The sequence below is a fragment of the Acidaminococcus sp. HCP3S3_G9_1 genome (assembly GCF_052122455.1).
Classification (GTDB): domain Bacteria; phylum Bacillota; class Negativicutes; order Acidaminococcales; family Acidaminococcaceae; genus Acidaminococcus.
This window is the reverse complement of sequence record NZ_JBQKCH010000009.1, coordinates 75,556-96,113: the sequence shown is the minus strand read 5'-3', so window position 1 is coordinate 96,113 and position 20,558 is coordinate 75,556. Positions and strand designations below refer to the sequence as shown.

The following is a 20,558-nucleotide window of genomic DNA, read 5'->3' as shown; positions in this document are numbered from 1 at the left end:
CACTCTTCCCTGCTGTTACGGCTTCAGGTTCCCCTTCTCCACATTCCTGTCAATGATGGCCTGGACGGCCTGGGCGATTTTTTCGCTGCCTTCGTGGGTCCGGGCATTCCGTTTTTCCACCTGCTGCCGGCCCACCTGGTGGAGCCGCCAGTCTTTTCCGTTGTTGGCGTCATTGAGAAGGATGGGCTGGAAATTGTCCAGGGCATGGGCATACCGGGCTTCCGGGGTGTCTCCCCGGTCGAATTCCTCAAACAGGTCCCGGAATTCCCGGGCCTGGTCTTCCGGCAGCAGTCCGAAAATCCGGTCCGCCGCCTTTTCCTCCCGTTCCCGCTGGGTCTTCACCGCATCCGGGTCGTAGGCATAGGTGTCCCCGGCATCGATTTCCACCACATCGTGGAGAAGGATCATCAAAAGGGTCCGGGCCAGGTCAAAAGGTTCGTTGGCGTATTCCTTCAATAAACAGGCCATCACCCCCATATGCCAGGCATGTTCCGCATCGTTTTCCTGCCGCCGGTATCCGGTCAGATGGGTCTGCCGGAGAATGATCTTTTCCTTGTCCAGCTCCAGGATGAACCGGAGCTGTTTGGCAAAACGTGAATCGTCATTCATACTGTTTCCATTCCTCCCTTGCAAATGGTGCTTTAAAATTTATTATATCATGGAAAAGAAGACAGGCACCCGAATTATGGTAACCCTGCCCACTCACGCCGCTCAGGCGGATTCCATCGGCTATTCCTTTGTAAAAACCGCCGAAGACATGGAACGACTCCAGCAGGAACTGCACCAGCGAGTTCAAGGGGTTGAAAAGAGCAAAAAAGTATAGAAATGGAGGCCAGACGCGGCAGCGTTTGGCCTCTGACAATACGGGATTCCCTGCGTCCTCTCACCACAATCCCAGCACTTGTTGCAGAGCCAGGCTCACCACAGTGATGCCAATCCAGCAGCATCCTCCCAGAAGAATGGGTTTGCCGCCAGTGCGGATCAGTTTCACAAGGTTACTGTTCAGCCCTATGGCAGCCATGGCCATAACGATGAGAAACTTGCTCAGGGTCTTCATGGGGGCAAACAGGGTGGCTGAAATGCCCATTTGGAGGGCCAGGGTGGTGACCAGGGACGCCAGGATAAAATACAGCACAAACACGGGAACAGCCTGGGCCAAACGGAACTTTTTCCCGGTCGCCGCTTCTTTCTTCCCGTAATACAGGGACAGGCCCAGAGTAATGGGGATAATGGCCAGGGTCCGGGTAAGCTTCACCGTCACAGCCTTGTCCAGGGTAGCGGTCCCCAGGTTCCACATGCTGTCCCAGGTGGCTGCGGCCGCAGTTACAGAGGAAGTGTCATTCACCGCCGTGCCTGCAAAGATCCCGAACCCTTCCCCGCTGGTGGTGCTGAATCCCAGTGCCGACCCCAGGAGGGGGAACAGGATGGCCGCCAGTACGTTGAAGAAGAAGATGACGGAAATGGCCTGGGCCACTTCTTCATCATCCGCATGGATGGCCGGAGCCGCGGCGGCAATGGCGGATCCCCCGCAGATGGAAGACCCCACCCCCACCAGAGTGGAGATTTTCGTGGGGATGTCCATAAGCCGGTGGAGTCCATAGGCCAGCACCAGGGAGGTGGTAATGGTAGCCAGGATAATGGGCAGGGACTGTTTCCCCGTAGCCGCCACCACATGGAGATCCAGCCCGAATCCCAGGAACACCACTGCCGACTGGAGGATGATTTTGCTGGTCCACTGGATACCCGGAGCCGCCGCCCCTTTCTCCTTCCAGAACAGGGTAATGACCATCCCCAGGAGAATGGCAATCACCGGTCCTCCCACCACCGGGAAATGCTGCCCCAGCAGCCAGGACGGCAGGGCAATGGCCAGACAGGCCAGGATTCCTTTTCCTCTTTTTTCCATCAGTAACTTCCTCCTTCACTTCAAAGCATCTTGTTGTATTATAGATGCTCTATTTAAAAAGCGGAAATTATGGTTTATAATGAACCCATAAAATACCCTTATGGAGGAACTGATGGATACCCAGCTGCGCACTTTTTTGACGGTCTGTGAAACCATGAACTTCACCCAGGCGGCCCGGAAACTGTTCCTGACCCAGCCGGCGGTTTCCCAGCACATCCACACCCTGGAAAAGAAATACGGGCTGCCTCTTTTTGCCCACCGGGGCCGGAACCTGGAACTGACCCCTGCCGGAAAGACCCTGGCCGCCTACGCCCGACTGCTCCAGACCGATGAGGCCCTGCTGGTCCGGAAGATGGAAGCCTGTCAGCAGGGTGTCCGCCGTCTCACCTTCGGGGTGACCCTTACCATCGGGGAATACGGCATTGCCCGGCCGGCAGCCCAGTATCTGAAGGCCCATCCGGAGGTGGAACTGACCCTGATTTTCGGGAATACCCGGGAACTGCTCCAGCAGCTGGACCGGGGGACGTTGGATTTTGCCCTGGTGGAAGGGTACTATCCTCCGGAATCCTATGACCACCTGCTGTTCCGGCTGGAACCGTTCGTCCCGGTATGCGCCGCCCGGCACCAGTTTGCCCGGGAGCCCCAGCTGTGCCGGGATCTTCTGCCGGAACGGCTGCTGGTCCGGGAACCTGGTTCCGGGACCCGGAACATCCTGGAACGGAACCTGGCCCTCCAGGGCATTACCCTGGACCAGTTCGCCCACCGGGCCCAGGTGGGAAACATGCACGCCCTGATCCAGCTGCTGGAAGAGGACTGCGGCATCACTTTCCTGTACCGGATTGCCGTAGAAAAAGAGGCAGCCGCCGGTCGGGTCCGGCTGCTGCCTCTGAAAGATTTTTCCATGGTCCACCCTTTTGATTTCATCTGGCCCAAAGACAGCCTCTTCGCTCCGGAAATCCGGGTCATCTGTCAGGAACTGATGGAATCCAAAGGGAATTCTCCCTATTCTTCTTTGACCAGACGGTTGTAAAGCTCCCGTTTGGGCACTTTGTAAGCCTTGGCCACCTGGGCCAGGGCTTCTTTTTTGTCCGTACCCCGGGCCATCAGGTCTTTCACTGCCTCCAGCGGGTCCCCCTGGGGCTCCTGTTTTTCCATTTTTCCCTGTTCCACCACCAGGACGAATTCTCCCCGGGGAGGATTTTCCAGCAAATGCTGGCGGCAGGTGGAAATGGTCCCCCGGAAGAACTCTTCGTGGAGCTTGGTAAGTTCCCGTCCCAGGGTCATTTTCCGGTCTCCCCACACTTCCTCCATGTCCTGGAGCACGTCCAGGATCCGGTGAGGGGCTTCATACAGTACCAGGGTAGCCGGGATATGCTTCCATTCCTCCAGCTTTTCCTTCCTGTTTTTCCGGCTTTTGGGCAGGAAGGCCCCAAAAAAGAAGGGAGTGCTGGGGAGCCCGGAAGCCACCAGGGCCGTGAGGCAGGCATTGGCCCCCGGCACCGGAACCACCGGGATCCCGGCAGCAATGGCCTGCTGGGCGATCATCTCTCCCGGGTCCGATATCCCCGGAAATCCGGCGTCAGTGACCAGGGCGATGTTTTTCCCTGCCTCCAGGGCTTCCAGCAGCACCGGCCCCTGTTTTTCCTTGTTGTGTTCATGGTAGCTGATCAGCTGGCCGTGGATTCCGAAATGGGTCAGCAGCTGCCGGGTATGCCGGGTATCTTCCGCGGCGATCAGATCCGCCTCCTGGAGCACCCGCACCGCCCGGGGAGTCATGTCTTCCAGGTTCCCGATGGGAGTGGCGCACAGGTACAGGGTCCCTTTATTATTTTCCATGGGTTTCGTCCCCTTTCAATGCATAATAGGCCAGTGTTTCCCGGCTGTAGGAACCGTCCGGATCGTACATGCACAACGGGGGCAGCACTTCCAGTCCGGGCTTCCCCCCTTTGACGAATTCCGCCAGGAAGATCCAGGCCGGCCGGTCCACATAGGCATGGACCCACTGAAGCCGTTTCAGTTCCAGCTGGTACCGGATCCCCAGCTTCACCGCGTCGGTGAACCGTTCCGGCAGCTGGACCAGAGCGAACCGGCCCCGGGTCTTCAGGGACCAGGCGGCGGCCGCAAAAAAATCCTCCAGGGTGGTGCCTGTTTCATGACAGGCGGCTTGACCCACCTGACGCCGCCGTCCCCCGATCCGGTAGGGCGGATTGGCCGCCACCAGGTCCAGGGCATCGCAGGGCAGCTGGGTCCGGTATTCCCGCAAATCGCACACCCGGCCCTCCACCCGGTGTTCCAGATGGTTTTCCCGGATACTCCGCTGGAACAGATCCACCACATGGGGATTCACATCCACCCCCAGCACCTTTTCCGCTCCCCGGTTGGCCAGAAGCAGGCTCACCGCCCCGGTGCCGCAGCCCAGTTCCAGGGCCTTGGCCTTCCGGACCAAGTGGGGAAAAGCGGCCAGGAACACCGCATCCGTGGTAAAGCAGAATTCCCGGCTGTCCTGCCAGATCCGGGTGGTCCCGTCCGGCAGGCAGTCCAGCCGTTCCGTATTTTCCATTACTTCTCCGCCCGGGAGGATTCCACGATCTCATCCCAGGAGACCACCACCCGGTTCCCCGGGGACAGTTCCACCGTCACGGTCTGTTCCCGGCGGCTGATGGTCATGACCATCCCTTCCCCGCTGGGGGTCACCACTTTCATCCCGGGACGGGGCACCATGGGCCGGGGTTCCTTTTTCTTTTCCCGTTTCTTGCAGCAGTTGCCGCAGTACATGTCGCTTTCATATTTCAGGCAGCACAGGAGCCGGCCGCAGATTCCGGAGATCTTGGTGGGATTCAGGGACAGGTTCTGTTCTTTGGCCATTTTGATGGACACCGGCTCAAAATCCCCCAGGAAGGTGGAGCAGCACAAAGGACGGCCGCAGCAGCCGATGCCTCCCAGCATCTTGGCTTCGTCCCGGACCCCGATCTGCCGCAGCTCAATCCGGGTGCGGAACACTGCCGCCAGATCCTTCACCAGTTCCCGGAAATCGATCCGGCCGTCGGCGGTGAAATAGAAGATGATCTTGCCCACATCAAAAGTGTATTCCACGTTGACCAGACGCATTTCCAGCTTCCGGGCAGCGATTTTTTTCTCACAGATCACAAAGGCTTCTTTTTCTTTCCGGTGGTTTTCCGCCACTTTCCGGGCGTCGGCTTCCGTAGCCTTCCGAATCACCGTTTTCAGAGGAGAGACAATCTTGCTGTCCTCCACTTCCTGCCGGGGAATCACCACTTCCCCGTATTCAATGCCCCGGGAGGTTTCCACAATGGCATGGTCTCCCTTTGCCAGGTCGTAGTTCCCCGGGGAAAAATAATAGATCTTCCCGGCCCGTTTGAACCGGATTCCAACGATGGTTACCATTTTTTCTCCTTTATTCCAGCATTCCATGGAGTTCCAGTGCCAGAGCCTCCACTGCCATCCGGCGGGTCACAAAGGACGCCAGGGCCCGGCGGCACTTTTCTTCCAGTTCCAGGGCCTGACGGAGCATCTTCTCCGACCAGCCTGCAAAACACAGGCCCAGCCTCTGGCGCAGATCTTCATTGTACAAAACCTGGGGCAGCCCGCTTTCCAGGATCAGACCGTCCCGTAACAGGAGGAGCAGCAGCTCCATGAGCACCAGGCTCTCCTGCCGGTCGTTTTTCAGCATCCAAGGCAGGCTGTCCGCGTAGACCAGGATATCCTCCCGGCCCGCCTGTTCCAGCAGGTCCAGGATGTTTTCCCGCAGCTTCAAGGCATCCAGCCGGAACCAGGTCAGGGCCTTGCCGGCAGAACCTCCTGCCAGCCGGGCCAGCACCGGCAATTCCCGGCGCCATTTGGCTTCCACCTGGGCCAGGTCCTCTTCAGCCATATCTTCCGGACGGTCCCCTTCTCCCAGATGGATGGACGCCAGCACCTGTTCCGTTTCCGCCATGGAAAGAGGATCGAACCGGAGCTCCATCACCCGGGACCGGATGGTGGGCAGCAGTTTTTCCCGGCCGTCTGCCACCAAAAGGAACAGCCAGTAGTCCGGGGGCTCCTCCAGCAGCTTCAGCAGGCTGTTCTGGGCCTCTTCCCGGAGGGTATGGGCCTCATCGATGAGACACACCTTGTACCGGGACAATACGGGCCCGAAGGCAGCACTGGCCGCCAGCTGATGGATGGCCTCCACCCCGATGGTCCGGCTTTTGCCCCCGGGCTCCACCTGGATGAAATCCGGATGGCTGTCACTGTCCATGGCCCGGCAGCTCCGGCAGGTACAGGGGACCAGGGGATCTTCCAGGCACAGGAAACTTTTGGCGAAGGCCCGGGCCATTTTTTTCTTCCCGATGCCTTCCGGCCCACAGAACAGCAGAGAAGGCGTCTTCCGGGTCCCTTTGAGCATATTCTCCAGGAAGGTTTTGTTGGTTTCATGTCCGATGATGGATTCCCACATGGCTTTCCCCTTCCTGCCCGGTTATACCCATTTTTCCAGTTTCCGGATGATTTCCTCCGTCACCACTTCCGGTTCCCGGAGAGCATCCACCACCAGGATCCGATCCGGCTCCTCCTGGGCCAGTTGGAGATAGCCCGCCCGGATCCGGTCCTGGAATTCCAGTCCCTGGAGTTCGAATTTATCCACGGTGCCCCGGTCTTCCCGGCGTTTTACCAGTTCCCGGGGATCCCCGTCCAAAAGCAGGGTCACATCCGGCCGGAGGCCCCGGGTGGCAAAATCGTTCAGCTTCCGCAACTGAGCCAGATCCATGTTCCGGAGGATACCCTGGTAGACCAGGGTGGAATCGCTGAACCGATCGCAGAGCACCACCTGCCCTGCCGCCAGAGCCGGCCGGATGGCCTGGGCCACATGGTCCGCCCGGGCGGCCAGCTGGAGCAGGGTTTCCGTTTCCGCGGAAAGGTCCAGAGCCGGATCCAGCACCAGTTCCCGGATATTTTCCGCCGTGGGGGTCCCTCCCGGTTCCCGGGTGATCAGCACCTCCCGTCCGTAAAGCCGGAACCAGCGGGCCAGCTGCTGGGCCTGGGTGGTCTTGCCGCCTCCGTCCGGCCCTTCCAGGGTAATGAACAATCCTTGTTTCTTCATATCAGTACCTCGATCTGCTGGAGAGAGCTATCCCGGGGACCGCTCACCAGCAGTTTTCTTTCCTGCATTTCCCGGCAGTACCGGATCAGTTCTCCGGTGATCCGCTCTCCGGGCATCACCAGAGGGATTCCCGGAGGATAGAAGCTGATGGTCTCTCCGGAGATCAGCCCTGCCGCCTTTTCAAACTCCACCGGTCTGTGGCCGGCAAAGAACGCCTCCCGGGGGAGCTTCACCATTTCCGGCAGCGCCGCCACCGGAGGCACGGGCTTCAGGTCCCGTTCCGGCTTCCGGATGGCTTCCAGCACCTGACAGAGGGTCCGGCCCATTTTTTCCAGTTCCGGTCCCTCATCAGCGTAGGTCACCAGCAGCAGTACATGGTCTTCGTCCACCAGTTCCACTGCGATGCCCGCCTGCCGGAGGGCATCCGCCGCTTCCGGACCGGTGACCCCCAAAGCGCTGACCTGGAGAGTGATCTTCCCCGGATCCAGGGCGGCCACGCCTCCCTTGCCCACCAGTTCCTGTTCCAGGACAGGAAGGCCGGGCACCTGGTGGAGCATCCGGCGGAGTACACCGGCTGCCCGTACCGACGCTTCTCCCATGGCTTTCCCCTGCTCTGCCAGCTGGGCCTGGGCTGCATCCAGGGCTCCCATCAGAAGATAGTTGGGGCTGGTGGTGGTCACCAGGCTCATGGCCCCTTCCATGGCTTCCGGAGAGATCCGGTCATAACGCACCTGGAGCAGGCTGCACTGGGTCATGGCCCCCACGATTTTGTGAGTGCTCTGGGCTGCTGCATCGGCACCGGATTCCATGGCCCCGGGAGGCAGCTGATCCGTGAACCCCAGATGGGGTCCGTGGGCCTCGTCCACCAGCAGCAGGGCGCCGTGGGCGTGGGCAATGTCTGCGATTTTCCGGGTTTCCGCCGCCAGGCCGAAATAGTTGGGGGTGGTCAGGAACACCGCCTGGATGGAGGGGTCCTTTTCCAGGGCCTCTGCCACCTGTTCCGGCGTCACCTGGAGAGTAAGCCTCCACTGGGGATCATAGGCCGGCTGTACATACACCGGATGGAAACCTCCCAGCACCAGGGCTCCCAAAACGCTCCGGTGGCTGTTCCGGGGGATCAAAATCTTATCCCCCGGTTTCAGGGCTCCCAGCAGCATCCCGTGGATCACCCCGGTGGTGCCGTTGACGCCCAGAAAACACCGGTCCGCCCCGTAAAGCCGGGCCGCCAGTTCTTCCGTTTTCCGGATGCACCCTTCCGGGTGATGGATGTCGTCCAGTTCCACCATCAGGGACACGTCGCTGGCAAGAGCCACGTCCCCCACCAGATGGCGGAGTGCCGGATCCGCTCCCCGTCCCCCTTTGTGACCGGGGGTATGGAGAGGATATACATGTTGAAGACGGTAGTTTTCCACTGCCGTCAGTAAAGGTCGTTTTGCATTCATGATTTCACTCCTTGGCAATATCTTATTGTACCATATGGGGGGAAGAGGGGAAAGTGCGGAGTAGCAGGGTAAGTGGGTAAGTGATTAAGTGGTTGGGTGGTTGGCCGAAGGCCTGTGTCCCCCTGAAAGGGGGAAAGGCCCCGTGCTTGCACGGGCAGAGGGTTTCCCGGAGGGCAAGTATGTCTTTTTCGGAGAAAATGGCGCAAATTTTACCATTTTTTAACAAGATCTTTGCAGAATCTTATTGTGTTTTTCTGAAAATAAGGTCATAATGTAACAATAAGAATTATTTTCTGGCAACAAGGAGGTTTTTTATGCGTGATTTAAATATTATCCGCTCGAAAAAAGGTTTTATCAGTGATATGGACGGTGTGATCTACCATGGCAGCACCCTGCTGCCCGGTGTTAAGGAATTCGTGGCCTGGCTCCAGAAGGAAAAGAAACAGTTCCTGTTCCTGACCAACTCCAGTGAACGGTCTCCCCTGGAACTGCGGAAAAAGCTCCAGGCCATGGGACTGGACATCGAAGAAAGCCACTTTTACACCAGCGCCCTGGCCACGGCCCATTTCCTGAAGACCCAGGCCCCCGGCTGCTCCGCCTACATCATCGGGGCCCATGGGCTGATGAACGCCCTGTATGACGCAGGCATCACCTACAACGACGTGAACCCGGAATATGTAGTGGTGGGCGAAACCAACGGGTACAATTATGAAATGATCATCAAGGCCACGGAGCTGATCCACAAGGGAGCCAAACTCATCGGCACCAACAGCGACATGACCGGCCCCAGCGACCGGGGGATCATCCCGGCCTGCCGGGCTCTCATCGCCCCCATCGAACTGGCCACCGGGAAAAAGGCCTATTTCATCGGCAAACCCAACCCCCTGATGATGCGCACCGGCCTGAAACGGCTGGGGGTCCATTCGGAAGACGCGGTGATGATCGGGGACCGGATGGATACGGATGTGATCGGCGGGGTGGAATCGGGCATGGAAACGGTGCTGGTGCTCACCGGGGTCTCCAACCGGGAAAACATCAAGCAGTTTTCCTATCAGCCCCATTACATCCTCAACGGTATCGGGGATCTGGTACCGGAGAAATAAGGGACCGAAGGCGGCTGTAAAAAATGATTTTTCATTTTTTACAGCCGCCTTTTTTAGGCACAAAAAAACCTGCCCACAGGCAGGTTTTGATTTTGAATGGCGGAGTGGGAGAGATTCGAACTCTCGCGGGGTTTAACCCCCCTAACGATTTAGCAAACCGTCCTCTTCAGCCACTTGAGTACCACTCCGTTTGAATCAGCTGACTTGTTTATAATACACGATTTGCTGGTTTCTGTCAACAGTTTTTTTAGAGGGGATATGGCAGGGCAAATACCCGGCATTTGCCTTCCGTCGGCCGCTGACCGCTGACAAGGGGGTGTTGCACGTTATGTGCAACACCCCGGCCTCGTGAGCCGCATAGCGGCTCAGTCTCGGGTCTCGAGCCAAATGAAAAATTTGCAGGCAAATTTTTGAACGTGTAAATCGATACCGTAGGGGCTGCACGCCGGGCAGCCCGCCAAATCATCGATTATCTGTGCATTTTGCGGGGCGCCGGGCCTGCGCCCCCTACGGTTATACACAATAAGAAGAACCTGGTCGAAGGACAGGTTCTATCCAGTAGCCCGCGACCAAAAAAAGGGGTGCTGCTCATGCAGCAACCCCTTTACTTAAACCACTTGTCATAGATTTTCTGATATTCCCCGCTCTTTTTCAGTTCTCCCAGAGCTTTGTTCAGCTTGTCGCTGAGCGCTTTGTTCTTTTTGGCGGTGGCGATGCCGTACATGTCCCCTTTGGTGGGTTTTCCCACCATCTTGGCATATTCGCTGCCCCCCTGTTTCAGGAAGTACTGGAGCACCGGCAGGTCACTGATTACCGCATCGGCTCCCCCGTTCTTCAGTTCCAGGCAGGCGGTATCGGAGGTATCAAAGGTCTTTACCGTAGCCCCTTCGATTTTCCCGGCGGCGTCAGCCCCGGTGGTCCCCAGCTGGACGGCGATAGTCTTCCCTTTCAGATCCTCCAGGCTCTTGATGGCGTTGTTGTCCTTCCGGACCACGGTGGCCAGACCGGATTCATAGTAAGGATCCGTGAAGTTCACCTTCTGTTTCCGGGCATCGGTGATGCTCATGCCCGCAATGGCCACGTCGATGTTGCCGGCGTCCAGGGCAGGGATCAGGGCATCGAAGCCCATGCCTTTCACCGTGACTTTCTCAAACCCGGCCTTTTTCCCCATGGCCTTGATCAGGTCCAGATCGAACCCGGTCAGCTCTCCGCTCTGTTTGTCCGGGAATTCAAAGGGCGCAAAGGAAGGCTCCGTCCCTACGATCAGTTCCTTCTTCTCCGCCGGTTTGGTTCCGGCAGTCTGGCTGCCTCCGCAGCCCAGGGTTCCCATCAGTGCAGCGAACAGGCAGATCGCAGCTAGAATCTTTTTCATAATTATTCCTCCCTCATTCAGCCCTTTCCGTATTGTATGGCTTTGATTGGGATTAATTATACGACTCTATGTATTATTATGCAACAGCTTTTTAATAAAAATACAAAAAAACAACTCAGCTGACCTGGTTTTCGCCCCCACACCCGCCTGCTGGAAGGTTCGCTCCTAAGCCTCATGCTCCCCACTACTGCTTCTCTCGCTTTTCGCGGCAGGACTTACTTCTAAGCTGCACCGTGCTCACAATGGCTTTTCATTGCTTACGTGGATCGTTTTGCCTGCAACTGGCATCGACTTGCAACCACAGACCTGAGTTGTTTGTTCTATTATAAAAGCCGGGGAAAACTTTGGCAACCGGAAATTCACAAAGGAACGTTTTTAGTGTATACTGAAAGCGGATAGAAATCTCAAGCAAAGGTCGAATTCTCATGATCACCATTCCCCAATTCCTGGATTTTCCCACAGATACCGATACCACGGAAATCGTACAGGGGTTCCTGAAACTGCTGGAACTGAAAAGCCACGGGCTCTTTCTCCACAGCCAGCAGGTGGCCAACTATGCCGCTGCCACGGCCATCAAAATGGGGCTGCCTCTCAACGAGGTCGGCTGCATCAAAACGGCGGCCCTGCTCCATGATATCGGGCAGTTGTCCATCCCCAACACCATCCTGGCCAAATATCCCTATTTCAATATCCGGGAACGGGCGGCCTACCGGCGGCACTGTGAAGCCGGGGCCAGCATGGTGGAAAATATCCCGGCCTTTGCCCATATCATGAAAATCATCCTCCACCACCACGAAAACTGGGACGGCAGCGGCTACCCCAAACGGCTGAAGGGAGTCAATATCCCCATCGGCAGCCGGATCATCGCCGTGGCCAATTTCTACGACCGGAAATGCAATCCCTGCACCCGTCAGTGGCAGATTGCCGGCTGCAAAAGCCCCCAGGTGATCCGGGATCTGGCCGGGATCCAGTTCGACCCGGATGTGGTCCAGGCCTTTTTCGCCTCCATTGCCAATCATTAAGAAAGCACAACCGGACCTCCGGTTTGCCCATAAATCTTTTGAGGAGTACACACCCATGAAAAACTTTACCGTAAAGACCCAGGGAACCTGCGCCCGCCAGATTGAATTCGGTCTGGAAGACGGCAAGCTCCACAATATCCATTTCCAGGGAGGCTGCCCCGGCAACCTGTCCGCCATCAGCAAACTGCTGGAAGGCGCCGATGCCCGCCATGCGGTGGAACTGCTGAAAGGCAACACCTGCGGGGATAAAGCCACCTCCTGTGCCGATCAACTGGCCAAAGGTGTGGAAGAAGCGTTGACAGAAGAATAAGAAAGAAGAGCTGCACACTGGGTGCAGCCCTTTTTTTCATGCCCAATTTATAGTAAAATAGTAATGATACATACTTTTGAGGGGGATTTGTTATGCCAATTGGGGTTTTGATGAATGTGGCTGCGGTGGTACTGGGGGGAATCCTGGGGAATTTCCTGGGGCCGCGGCTTTCGGAGGATTTCAAGGAGAAGCTGACCACAGTGTTCGGCTCCTGTGCCCTTTTGATGGGAGTCATCTCCATTACCTTCATGAAGAATCTGCCGGCGGTGGTGTTTGCGGTGATTGCCGGCACCATTGTGGGCCTGGGGATCCACCTGGGGGACCGGATTGTCAACGGATCCCGGAACCTGGAAAAACTGATCAGCCGGGTGCTGCCCGCTTCCACTGGGGACAGCCTGATTCCCAGGGAAGAATATGAAAGCCGGCTGATCACCATCATTGTGCTGTTCTGCGCCAGCGGCACCGGGATCTACGGCAGCATGGTGTCCGGCATGGCCGGGGATCACAGCATCCTCATCGCCAAATCCATCATGGACCTGCCTACGGCAGCCCTTTTTGCCTGTGAACTGGGGATCATCGTCAGCTTCATCGCCCTGCCCCAGCTGGTGATCTTCCTGTGCCTGTTCGTTCTGGCCAATGCCCTGCTGCCCTTCTGCACTCCGGACATGATCGGAGATTTCAAGGCCTGCGGAGGCACCCTGCTCCTGGCCACCGGGTTCCGGATGCTCCAGCTGAAAGATTTCCCCATAGCCGATATGATCCCGGCCATGGCCCTGGTGATGCCCTTGTCGGCGGTGTGGAGCGGAGTAATCGTACCGCTGTTGTAAGAAAACGGGGCTGTTGCGTATGCAACAGCCCCGTTTTTCACATTCTCAGCAGCAATTCTTTTTCCACTACTTTCCCGTCCTGCACATACACCCGGGGCACCCGCTTGCTGATGTTGCAGGTGATTTCGTAGGGAATGGTGCCGGCCAGGGCGGCCAATTCATCCAGGGACTGGTGGGTGCCGAACAGTTCCAGTTCGCTGCCCACGTCCACTTTCGGCTTGTCCGTCAGGTCCACCATGCACATATCCATGCAGATCCGTCCCCGCTGGGGAGCCAGGCCCTGCTCCGTCACGAAACCACACCGGTTGGACAGGCAGCGCATGAACCCGTCGGCGTACCCGATGGGCGCCACCCCCATCCGGGTAGTCCTGTCACAGGTGTAGATGCCTCCGTAGCTGATCCTGGTCCCTTTGGGATAGATCTTGATGGTGCTGATGGTGGTCTTCACCGCCATCACCGGCTTCAGCCCCAGGATCCGGGCGTGTTCTCCATAGCCGTAAAGCAGCAGCCCCGGCCGGACCATGTCCAGATGGGTATCGGGGAACAGGGTGGTGGCTCCGGTATTGGCGCAGTGGCGGAGTTTGAATTTCTTTCCGGTCCGTTTTTCCACTTCGTCGCAGACATTTTTGAACAGTTGGAACTGGTGCCGGGTATAGGCCAGGGCCTCTTCTCCCGGTTCATCGGCCACGGCGAAATGGGTGAAGATCCCTTCCGGCTCCAGCCCGGGCAGACTGCAGGCGTGGATAATCCCCTCCACCCCGTGTTCGAAATAATCTCCCTCGCAGATGTACCCCAGCCGGGACATGCCCGTATCCACCTTCACATGGATCTTCAGGGTTCCCCCGTACTTCACGGCTTCTTCACTGTATTCCAGGGCCTTGGCTTCACAGGTCACCGCCTGGGTGATGTTGAAGCAGATCAGCCGGTCCACCTGTTCCCGGGGGGTATGGCCCAGGATCAGGATGGGCATGGTGATGCCGTTGAACCGGAGTTCCATGGCTTCGTCGATGCTGCTCACCGCCAGATAGTTGGCGCCCAGGGACTGGAGCAGTTTCCCCACCTGGACGGCTCCGTGGCCGTAGGCATCCGCCTTCACCACTCCCAGGAATTTCACCTTGGGTCCGATGTGTTCCCGGATTTTATGATAGTTGTAGGCCAGGGCGTCCAGATCGATTTCCGCCCAGGTACGGCGCAGCGTAGATTTCATGTTCATATCCCCTTTGCAGAAGGCCTCGGCTCAAGGCAGGCCCATTTCTCTGCTTTATGATACCACATTTTTCCGGCCAGGGCACAGTTTACTGACCGAAGCTCTTTTCCAGGGCTTTCCACTGATACCGGGGATTCACGCCCAGCACTGCATGGACCAGGGTCCCCTGGGGATTTTCCTGGAGTTGTCCGTTCTTGCCCACGGTGATCCGCCGGTCCTCCACGGCGAACTGTTCCGGAGCCAGCTGATAGAGCACCGGGAAAATAGCCGGCAGCACCGCCGCATTCTCTTCCCCGGCTTTGGCATGGGCAGCCTGGTTGGCCCGGATCAGATCCAGGAATTCCGGCCAGGTACCCTGCCGGGACAGATTCTGGATCTCTTCTTCTTCAATGTACTGGGTACCGGTGAGTTCCACCGGGAACAGGGTAATGTCCAATCCGCTTTCCATTACGATTTTCACCGCTTTGGGGTCCCAGGCGAAGTTGGCTTCCCCCGGGGTTTCCGGATCCGGAGCCGCCAACTGGCCTCCCAGGATGTACACCTGGTCGATCCGGCTTTTGATGTCCGGATCCTGGACCAGGGCTGCGAGGGTAGACAGAGGGCCGGTGGCCACATAGGTGATGTGCCGGTGCTGTTTCAGTTTTTCCCGGGCTTCTTCCAGGCTGCCGGGCTGAACCAGTTTCCGGCCGTTTTTTTCGTTTTTATCCCGGAAGGTATCCGAAAGGCCCAAAAGACCATCCTTCCCGTTGAATCCGGGTTCCCGGTATCTGGGCTTTTTCCCCTTCCAGGGACGGTCCGCCCCGTGGTATACCGGCAGATCCAGTTCCAGATCCCCCAGGACCAGCACCAGGTTGCTGCTGGTCTGCTTTTCCGGGGCATTGCCATAGGTAGCCAGAACCAAATCCGGTACTACCTGCCTTTGCTTCATCAGAAACAGGGCCAGGGCATCATCGCTGCCCGGATCGCTGTCAAAGACCAGGGACGGGGCTCCTGCCGTTTCTCCTGCCGCAGCTCCGGAAATCCCGGGGATGCTGAAGGTACAGGCACATATCAGGCCTGCCACCAGCAAAGCCAGTTTTTTCTGTATGTTCACCAAGGTACCAAACCTCCCATTGTCAAAAATAACCATGGAATAGTATAGTACGGAAGAAGAAAGGTGGCAAGGGAAAGCGGATATGGTATAATCGGGGAAGACGACAATCATGAAGGAGAGATGCGCTATGGAACCCAATCAGCAGGAAAATCCCGAAACAGCGGAAAACAGCCAGGCGTCCCCGGATACAGCGGCGGACGCTTCGGAAGAAAAAAAGACGGAACAGACGGAAGCCCAGGCTTCCCAGGAGGCAGCCGCCCCGAACCTGCCGGCGGAAGATGAGGCAGAAGAGGCGGAAACCCGGCCCATGGACGAAGAAGAAGAGAAACCCCTGGCCCGGGCGGATCGGTCCCTGATGTATTTTTTCTGGCCTCTGGTGGTGCTGATTCTGTACGTGCCGGCAGGGCTGATCTGGCTCTGCTTCCGGTTCATGTACTATAAATCCCAGCTGCTGCTCCTTACCAACAAACGGCTGGTGCTGTTCAAAGGAGCATTCAAGAAGAAGCAGTACATGATTCCCCTGGACATGGCCGCCCAGATGACCATGGAACAGGGGTTCCTGGGCCGGAAAGCCGGCTACGGCACCCTGGTTATCGGAAAAGGCAAAGAAGCGATCCGGTATGATTACGTCCGGGATCCGGAGAAGTTCATAAAGAAGTGCAAAGAGGCTGTGAATTGATTCACAGCCTCAGCCGCGGCCCCAAAAAGGGGACTGTTGCTCATGCAACAGTCCCCTTTTTGTCATTCCAGCTCAAACGCTCCCGTGTACAGCTGCCAGTACATCCCCTTCTGGGCCAGCAGCTGTTCATGGGTTCCCTGCTCCCGGATCCTGCCGTGATCCAGTACCAGGATCTGGTCCGCGTTCCGGACGGTGGACAGCCGGTGGGCGATGACGAATACGGTCCGCCCTTCCATCAGGGCATCCATCCCCCGCTGGACAATCTGTTCGGTCCGGGTGTCGATGCTGGAGGTGGCTTCGTCCAAAATCATCACCGGAGGATCCGCCACCGCCGCCCGGGCAATGGCCAGCAGCTGGCACTGGCCCTGGCTGAGCCCGGCACCGGCCCCTTTCAGCACCGTAGCATACCCCTGGGGCAGGTGCCGGATAAAATCGTCCGCTCCGGCCCTTTTGGCCGCCGCCACACATTCCTCATCGGTGGCGTCCAGCCGTCCGTACCGGATGTTTTCCAGCACCGTGGCGGTAAACAGCACCGTATCCTGGAGCACCATGCCCAGGGACCGGCGGAGAGCCCCTTTCCGGATCTGTTCCAGAGGGATCCCGTCATAGGTGATGGACCCGGAAGCAATGTCGTAGAACCGGGTGAGCAGGTTGGTGATGGTGGTCTTCCCGGCGCCGGTGGCCCCTACCAGGGCGATTTTCTGGCCGGGCAGGGCATCGATGGAAATATCCTGGAGGATGGGTTTGCCCTTTTCATACCCGAAATCCACATGGCGGAAATGGACCTCTCCCTGGAGAGGCTGCAGTTCTTCCTTTCCCGCTTTTCCCGGCAGCACCCAGGCCCAGTGCCGGACCCCAGTGCCTTCTTCCAGAGGCCGCAGTTCCACGGTCCCGCTGTCCTGTTCCGGTTTTTCGTCCAAAAGCCCGAAGATCCGTTCCGCCCCGGCCATGCCCATGACCATGGCGTTGATCTGGGGGGAGATCATCTGGATGTTGGTGGCAAACTGCCGGCTCATGCCCAAAAATGGCACCATCACCGCCAGGCTGAAGGGCAGCCCGGAAAGGGACAGGTTGGGCACCTGTTTTTCCAGGAACAGGCCTCCGCAGGCCGCCACGATGATGTAGATCAGATAGCTTACATTGTTCAATATGGGCATCAGGGTGTTGGAATACTGGTTGGCTTTGCAGGAGGCATCAAAAAGAGCCTGGTTCACCCGGTCGAACTCCGCCCGGGCTGCCCTCTCATGGTTGAACACCTTGATCACCTTGCCCCCGTTGATGCTTTCTTCCATGAAGCCTTCACAGTCCGCCAGGGTGTGCTGCTGCTCCATGAAATACCGGGCACTCCGGCCCCCCACTTTCCGGGTAATGACCACGGACCAGAGGGAGCCTCCCACCACCACAAGGCTCATCCACAGGCTGTAATACAGCATAATGGCCAAAAGCACCGTCAGCGTCACAGCGGTGACACACAACTGAGGGAAGGACTGGGAAATCATCTGCCGGAGGGCTTCCACGTCATTGGTGTAATAGCTCATGATGTCCCCCCGCTGGTGCCGGTCGAAATACCCCAGAGGCAGGGTTTCCATATGGGTGAACAGCTTTTCCCGGAATTTGGCCAGACTCCCCTGGTTGAATACCGCCAGCAGCTGGTTGTAGGTTACATTGGCCAGTAGGCTCACCAGGTACAGCAGGGCCAGGATCCGCACATAGCCGTAGATTTCCGGCTGGACCGCCGCCCAGGGCAGCTGCTGGTTCCAGGCCCTTTCCAGCACGGCCACCACCTTCTGCATGAAGATCCCGGGCAGGGACAGGATCCCCGCATTGATGAAGATCAGCACCAGGATCCCGGGCAGCAGCCGGGGATAGAACCCCCACAGGGTCCGGAAGAACCGCCAGGCTTTTTTCCAGCTGAAGATGTTTTTCTTCTCAGCCATGGAGCATCCCCTCCTTTTCCCTTTCTTTTTCCAGCAGATTCTGGGACCGGGCCATTTCCTGGTAGATGTCATCGGTCCGGAGCAGCTCTCCATGGGTACCCATACCGTGGATCCGTCCCTTGTCCAGCACCAGGATCCGGTCCGCCCGTTCCACGGAAGACAGCCGCTGGGCGATGATGAAGGTGGTGGTGCCGGGAAGGGCCGTGGCCAGGGCGTCCCAGATGGCCCGATCCGTCCGGGTGTCCACTGCCGACGTGCTGTCGTCCAGGATCAGGATCCTGGGCCGTTTCAACAGGGCCCGGGCAATGCACAGCCGCTGTTTCTGGCCTCCGGACAGGTTGGTCCCCCCCTGTTCGATCCAGGTGTCATATCCTTTGGGCAGCCGCCGGATGAATTCGTCCGCACAGGCCCACCGGCAGGCTTCTTCCAGCTGGGCCCGGGTGGCATGGGGATTTCCCCAGCGCAGGTTGTCCGCCACCGTACCGGAAAACAGCAGGTTTTTCTGGAGCACCATAGCCACGTTTTCCCGGAGGGTTTCCAGGTCGTACCGGCGCACGTCCACCCCGCCCACCTGGACGGAACCCTGGGTCACGTCATAGAGCCGGGGAATCAGCTGGACCAGGGAAGATTTGCCGCTGCCGGTGCCTCCCACGATCCCCACCACTTCCCCGCTCCGGACGGACAGGGTAATGTCCTGGAGCACCGGTTCCCCGGTACTCCCTTCATATTGAAAAGAGACCCCCTGGAAATCCACAGAGCCGTCCCGGACGGTTTTCACCGGATCAGCCGGAGAAGTGAGGGTACTGGCTTCTTCCAGCACTTCCCGGACCCGCTGGACCGATTCTTCCGTAAAGGTAAGCATCACCATGATCATGGACAGCATCATCAGGGATCCCAGGATCTGGAAGCTGTAGGTGAGCAGGGTGGAAAACTGGCCAATGTCCAGCAGCCGGCCCCGGGTAGTAACGATGAGCCGGGAGCCCTGTGTCAACAGGAAAATCATGACCCCGTAAATGCAGATCTGCATGAGCGGGTTGTTCAGGGCCACGTACCGTTCCCCTTTGGTGAAGATGGCCTGGACCTTCCGGGCGGTTTCATCGAATTTGGCGATTTCCGTTTCTTCCCGGACAAAGGATTTCACCACCCGGATGCCCTTGATGTTTTCCTCCACCTTGTAGTTCAGGGCATCGTACTGAAGAAAGCCTTTCCGGAAAAGGCCCACGGACAGCACGGCGATTTTATACAGTCCATAGCCCAGAATGGGGATCACCACCAGAAAGCACAGGGCCATCCGTCCCCCCATGTACCAGGCCATGAAGAAGGAGGCCAGCAGGTTGAAGGGGGCCCGGAAGGCGGTGCGCACCAGCATCATGAAGGCCATCTGGATATTCTGGATGTCCGTGGTGAGGCGGGTCACCAGGGAGGCGGAGGAGAACCGGTCCATATTCCCGAAGGAAAATTCCTGGATCTGATAGAACACGTCCTGGCGGAGATTCTTGGCAAACCCGCAGGAAGCCCGGGCGCAGGTGATCCCGGCCACATAGCCGCAGGCCAGGGCGCACAGAGCCATGAGGAGCAGGATCCCCGCATAGTGGAGGATCCGGTCCAGTCCGCAGCCGGCCTTCACCTCATTGACCAGCAGAGCGATTTCATAGGGGATCAGGGCCTCGAACACCACTTCCCCCATGACGGTAATGGGAGTCAGCAGAGCATCTTTTTTGAATTCCCGGAGGGACCGGAGCATCATCAGCCAGGAACCCTGGCGGGAAACCCCTGCCCCTGATTTTCGGTTGTTGTTTTCCATAGCACATCCCCTGTTTCCGTTAGTATGAACTACCTTATAGCTTACCATAAAAAAGGAGCTGCTGCACGGGCAACAGCTCCTTTATCAATTCCCACTGGCCAGGGCCAGCGCATAAACCTTTTTCACTCCTCCCTGCTTCAGGGTCCGGGCGGCTTCTTCCAAGGTGCTGCCGGTGGTGCAGATGTCGTCGCAGAGCAGCACGATATCCGGCAGATTTTCCTGCCGGACCAGGGTGAAGCATCCTTTGATGTTCTTTTTCCGTTCTTCCGGGGTCAGGCCGTACTGGGGCCGGGTGCTCCGGTTCCGGATCAGCAGGGTCTCCCACCGGTACCCTTCCTGCCGGCACCAGGGCCGGAAGATTTCTTCCGGCAGGTCGTATCCCCGTTTTTTCCGCCGCCGGGGATCCGTGGGGATGCCGGTGGCACACAGGGTCACTTCCGGAGGCAGGTCCCAGGAGAATTTCCCCTCCTGGCGGATCCCCCGGGCCCATTCTTCCCCCAGCCGGGGCAGCAGGTCCTCCCGCCCCTGAAATTTGGCCTGCTGGAGGGTTTTCTGGATGGCCCCGGCGTAATCCAACAGGAAGAACATCCCGTCCACATGGGGACAGTCCAGACTCCCGGGATGGAAAGAACGGGGATGCCACACCCCTTCCCGGCACCGGCCGCACAGGACCCCCGGTTCCCGGACCTCCTCCCCGCAGCCGGGACAGCAGTGGGGATAGAACAGGGACTGGAGCAGGGCAAGGATGGATGAGAACATGG

21 protein-coding genes and 1 tRNA gene are annotated in these 20,558 nt (G+C 58.2%); 7 read left to right on the top strand and 15 right to left on the bottom strand.

Going from position 1 to position 20,558, the window contains the following annotated elements; genetic code table 11:
- Positions 1–15 precede the first annotated feature (15 nt).
- On the bottom strand, positions 16–609 hold the full coding sequence (locus tag ACTQY1_RS07180; RefSeq protein WP_154487937.1) for an HD domain-containing protein: 594 nt from the start codon (positions 607–609) through the stop codon (positions 16–18).
- A gap of 49 nt (positions 610–658) precedes the next feature.
- Here ACTQY1_RS07180 and ACTQY1_RS07175 point away from each other — a divergent pair, with 49 nt between their 5' ends.
- Entirely contained in the window at positions 659–823 is a 165-nt protein-coding gene (locus tag ACTQY1_RS07175; RefSeq protein WP_154487938.1) for a hypothetical protein, read from the top strand.
- A 60-nt stretch (positions 824–883) separates the two neighbouring features.
- Here the strand turns inward: ACTQY1_RS07175 and ACTQY1_RS07170 are convergent, their stop codons facing one another.
- The gene (locus ACTQY1_RS07170; RefSeq protein WP_441373946.1) at positions 884–1,903 is read right to left on the bottom strand and encodes a YeiH family protein; all 1,020 of its coding nucleotides are present in this window, start codon (positions 1,901–1,903) and stop codon (positions 884–886) included.
- A gap of 109 nt (positions 1,904–2,012) precedes the next feature.
- On the opposite strand from ACTQY1_RS07170, the gene ACTQY1_RS07165 reads away from it, so the two are divergent.
- Positions 2,013–2,933 (top strand): LysR family transcriptional regulator, encoded by a 921-nt coding sequence (locus ACTQY1_RS07165; RefSeq protein ID WP_154487956.1) that lies wholly within the window; start codon positions 2,013–2,015, stop codon positions 2,931–2,933.
- Here ACTQY1_RS07165 and rsmI read toward each other — a convergent pair.
- The 6 genes from rsmI to ACTQY1_RS07135 are packed head-to-tail and all read right to left on the bottom strand — an operon-like array spanning position 2,906 to position 8,443.
- Positions 2,906–3,739 (bottom strand): 16S rRNA (cytidine(1402)-2'-O)-methyltransferase, encoded by an 834-nt coding sequence (rsmI, locus tag ACTQY1_RS07160; RefSeq protein ID WP_329777927.1) that lies wholly within the window; start codon positions 3,737–3,739, stop codon positions 2,906–2,908. The two genes, ACTQY1_RS07165 and rsmI, sit on opposite strands and share 28 nt — an antisense overlap.
- Positions 3,729–4,463, bottom strand: coding sequence for a tRNA1(Val) (adenine(37)-N6)-methyltransferase (locus tag ACTQY1_RS07155; protein WP_154487939.1), 735 nt, complete (start codon positions 4,461–4,463; stop codon positions 3,729–3,731). Before ACTQY1_RS07155 ends, rsmI begins: the two co-directional genes overlap by 11 nt.
- A complete protein-coding gene (locus ACTQY1_RS07150) occupies positions 4,463–5,308 on the bottom strand; it encodes a PSP1 domain-containing protein (protein WP_022488355.1) in 846 nt (281 codons plus the stop codon). Before ACTQY1_RS07150 ends, ACTQY1_RS07155 begins: the two co-directional genes overlap by 1 nt.
- 10 nt (positions 5,309–5,318) lie before the next feature.
- On the bottom strand, positions 5,319–6,359 hold the full coding sequence (locus ACTQY1_RS07145; RefSeq protein WP_022488354.1) for a DNA polymerase III subunit: 1,041 nt from the start codon (positions 6,357–6,359) through the stop codon (positions 5,319–5,321).
- Between the two features lie 21 nt (positions 6,360–6,380).
- Complete coding sequence (tmk, locus tag ACTQY1_RS07140) at positions 6,381–7,001, bottom strand: dTMP kinase (RefSeq protein WP_022488353.1); 621 nt, start codon at positions 6,999–7,001, stop codon at positions 6,381–6,383.
- Complete coding sequence (locus ACTQY1_RS07135; RefSeq protein ID WP_022488352.1) at positions 6,998–8,443, bottom strand: aminotransferase class I/II-fold pyridoxal phosphate-dependent enzyme; 1,446 nt, start codon at positions 8,441–8,443, stop codon at positions 6,998–7,000. Before ACTQY1_RS07135 ends, tmk begins: the two co-directional genes overlap by 4 nt.
- A gap of 314 nt (positions 8,444–8,757) precedes the next feature.
- Here ACTQY1_RS07135 and ACTQY1_RS07130 point away from each other — a divergent pair, with 314 nt between their 5' ends.
- On the top strand, positions 8,758–9,546 hold the full coding sequence (locus ACTQY1_RS07130) for an HAD-IIA family hydrolase (RefSeq protein ID WP_022488351.1): 789 nt from the start codon (positions 8,758–8,760) through the stop codon (positions 9,544–9,546).
- A 97-nt stretch (positions 9,547–9,643) separates the two neighbouring features.
- Here the strand turns inward: ACTQY1_RS07130 and ACTQY1_RS07125 are convergent.
- Together ACTQY1_RS07125 and ACTQY1_RS07120 are read right to left on the bottom strand one after the other, a co-directional pair.
- Positions 9,644–9,734, bottom strand: a tRNA-Ser gene (locus tag ACTQY1_RS07125).
- A 416-nt stretch (positions 9,735–10,150) separates the two neighbouring features.
- Positions 10,151–10,918 (bottom strand): basic amino acid ABC transporter substrate-binding protein, encoded by a 768-nt coding sequence (locus tag ACTQY1_RS07120; RefSeq protein ID WP_441373945.1) that lies wholly within the window; start codon positions 10,916–10,918, stop codon positions 10,151–10,153.
- 425 nt (positions 10,919–11,343) lie between these two features.
- On the opposite strand from ACTQY1_RS07120, the gene ACTQY1_RS07115 reads away from it, so the two are divergent.
- The 3 genes from ACTQY1_RS07115 to ACTQY1_RS07105 all read left to right on the top strand — a co-directional run bounded on the left by ACTQY1_RS07115 (position 11,344) and on the right by ACTQY1_RS07105 (position 13,077).
- Positions 11,344–11,940: an HD-GYP domain-containing protein gene (locus ACTQY1_RS07115; RefSeq protein WP_022487092.1), complete on the top strand. Its 597-nt coding sequence runs from the start codon at positions 11,344–11,346 to the stop codon at positions 11,938–11,940.
- A gap of 55 nt (positions 11,941–11,995) precedes the next feature.
- A complete protein-coding gene (locus ACTQY1_RS07110; RefSeq protein ID WP_441373944.1) occupies positions 11,996–12,250 on the top strand; it encodes a TIGR03905 family TSCPD domain-containing protein in 255 nt (84 codons plus the stop codon).
- 92 nt (positions 12,251–12,342) lie between these two features.
- Complete coding sequence (locus tag ACTQY1_RS07105; RefSeq protein WP_022487094.1) at positions 12,343–13,077, top strand: DUF554 domain-containing protein; 735 nt, start codon at positions 12,343–12,345, stop codon at positions 13,075–13,077.
- A gap of 37 nt (positions 13,078–13,114) precedes the next feature.
- On the opposite strand, the gene alr is transcribed toward ACTQY1_RS07105, so the two are convergent.
- Positions 13,115–14,284, bottom strand: a complete 1,170-nt coding sequence (gene alr, locus ACTQY1_RS07100; RefSeq protein ID WP_441373943.1) for an alanine racemase — start codon at positions 14,282–14,284, stop codon at positions 13,115–13,117.
- 88 nt (positions 14,285–14,372) lie between these two features.
- Positions 14,373–15,377 (bottom strand): nucleoside hydrolase, encoded by a 1,005-nt coding sequence (locus ACTQY1_RS07095; RefSeq protein ID WP_441373942.1) that lies wholly within the window; start codon positions 15,375–15,377, stop codon positions 14,373–14,375.
- A 127-nt stretch (positions 15,378–15,504) separates the two neighbouring features.
- On the opposite strand from ACTQY1_RS07095, the gene ACTQY1_RS07090 reads away from it, so the two are divergent.
- On the top strand, positions 15,505–16,056 hold the full coding sequence (locus tag ACTQY1_RS07090) for a PH domain-containing protein (protein ID WP_329777923.1): 552 nt from the start codon (positions 15,505–15,507) through the stop codon (positions 16,054–16,056).
- Positions 16,057–16,118: 62 nt separating this feature from the next.
- Here ACTQY1_RS07090 and ACTQY1_RS07085 read toward each other — a convergent pair whose 3' ends face one another.
- From ACTQY1_RS07085 to ACTQY1_RS07075, 3 genes are all read right to left on the bottom strand, one after another.
- Positions 16,119–17,993, bottom strand: a complete 1,875-nt coding sequence (locus ACTQY1_RS07085) for an ABC transporter ATP-binding protein (RefSeq protein ID WP_441373941.1) — start codon at positions 17,991–17,993, stop codon at positions 16,119–16,121.
- On the bottom strand, positions 17,986–19,797 hold the full coding sequence (locus ACTQY1_RS07080) for an ABC transporter ATP-binding protein (RefSeq protein WP_441373940.1): 1,812 nt from the start codon (positions 19,795–19,797) through the stop codon (positions 17,986–17,988). The genes ACTQY1_RS07085 and ACTQY1_RS07080 overlap by 8 nt, the downstream gene beginning before the upstream one ends.
- A gap of 84 nt (positions 19,798–19,881) precedes the next feature.
- On the bottom strand, positions 19,882–20,556 hold the full coding sequence (locus ACTQY1_RS07075; protein ID WP_022487100.1) for a ComF family protein: 675 nt from the start codon (positions 20,554–20,556) through the stop codon (positions 19,882–19,884).
- Positions 20,557–20,558: the final 2 nt, after the last annotated feature.

What these genes read in the sequence shown, in the direction of transcription:
- ACTQY1_RS07180 (WP_154487937.1), bottom strand. Translation starts at nt 609, where the DNA reads ATGAATGACGATTCACGTTTTGCCAAACAGCTCCGGTTCATCCTGGAG.
- ACTQY1_RS07175 (WP_154487938.1), top strand. Translation starts at nt 659, where the DNA reads ATGGAAAAGAAGACAGGCACCCGAATTATGGTAACCCTGCCCACTCAC.
- ACTQY1_RS07170 (WP_441373946.1), bottom strand. Translation starts at nt 1,903, where the DNA reads ATGGAAAAAAGAGGAAAAGGAATCCTGGCCTGTCTGGCCATTGCCCTG.
- rsmI (WP_329777927.1), bottom strand. Translation starts at nt 3,739, where the DNA reads ATGGAAAATAATAAAGGGACCCTGTACCTGTGCGCCACTCCCATCGGG.
- ACTQY1_RS07155 (WP_154487939.1), bottom strand. Translation starts at nt 4,463, where the DNA reads ATGGAAAATACGGAACGGCTGGACTGCCTGCCGGACGGGACCACCCGG.
- ACTQY1_RS07150 (WP_022488355.1), bottom strand. Translation starts at nt 5,308, where the DNA reads ATGGTAACCATCGTTGGAATCCGGTTCAAACGGGCCGGGAAGATCTAT.
- ACTQY1_RS07145 (WP_022488354.1), bottom strand. Translation starts at nt 6,359, where the DNA reads ATGTGGGAATCCATCATCGGACATGAAACCAACAAAACCTTCCTGGAG.
- tmk (WP_022488353.1), bottom strand. Translation starts at nt 7,001, where the DNA reads ATGAAGAAACAAGGATTGTTCATTACCCTGGAAGGGCCGGACGGAGGC.
- ACTQY1_RS07135 (WP_022488352.1), bottom strand. Translation starts at nt 8,443, where the DNA reads ATGAATGCAAAACGACCTTTACTGACGGCAGTGGAAAACTACCGTCTT.
- ACTQY1_RS07130 (WP_022488351.1), top strand. Translation starts at nt 8,758, where the DNA reads ATGCGTGATTTAAATATTATCCGCTCGAAAAAAGGTTTTATCAGTGAT.
- ACTQY1_RS07120 (WP_441373945.1), bottom strand. Translation starts at nt 10,918, where the DNA reads ATGAAAAAGATTCTAGCTGCGATCTGCCTGTTCGCTGCACTGATGGGA.
- ACTQY1_RS07115 (WP_022487092.1), top strand. Translation starts at nt 11,344, where the DNA reads ATGATCACCATTCCCCAATTCCTGGATTTTCCCACAGATACCGATACC.
- ACTQY1_RS07110 (WP_441373944.1), top strand. Translation starts at nt 11,996, where the DNA reads ATGAAAAACTTTACCGTAAAGACCCAGGGAACCTGCGCCCGCCAGATT.
- ACTQY1_RS07105 (WP_022487094.1), top strand. Translation starts at nt 12,343, where the DNA reads ATGCCAATTGGGGTTTTGATGAATGTGGCTGCGGTGGTACTGGGGGGA.
- alr (WP_441373943.1), bottom strand. Translation starts at nt 14,284, where the DNA reads ATGAAATCTACGCTGCGCCGTACCTGGGCGGAAATCGATCTGGACGCC.
- ACTQY1_RS07090 (WP_329777923.1), top strand. Translation starts at nt 15,505, where the DNA reads ATGGAACCCAATCAGCAGGAAAATCCCGAAACAGCGGAAAACAGCCAG.
- ACTQY1_RS07085 (WP_441373941.1), bottom strand. Translation starts at nt 17,993, where the DNA reads ATGGCTGAGAAGAAAAACATCTTCAGCTGGAAAAAAGCCTGGCGGTTC.
- ACTQY1_RS07080 (WP_441373940.1), bottom strand. Translation starts at nt 19,797, where the DNA reads ATGGAAAACAACAACCGAAAATCAGGGGCAGGGGTTTCCCGCCAGGGT.
- ACTQY1_RS07075 (WP_022487100.1), bottom strand. Translation starts at nt 20,556, where the DNA reads ATGTTCTCATCCATCCTTGCCCTGCTCCAGTCCCTGTTCTATCCCCAC.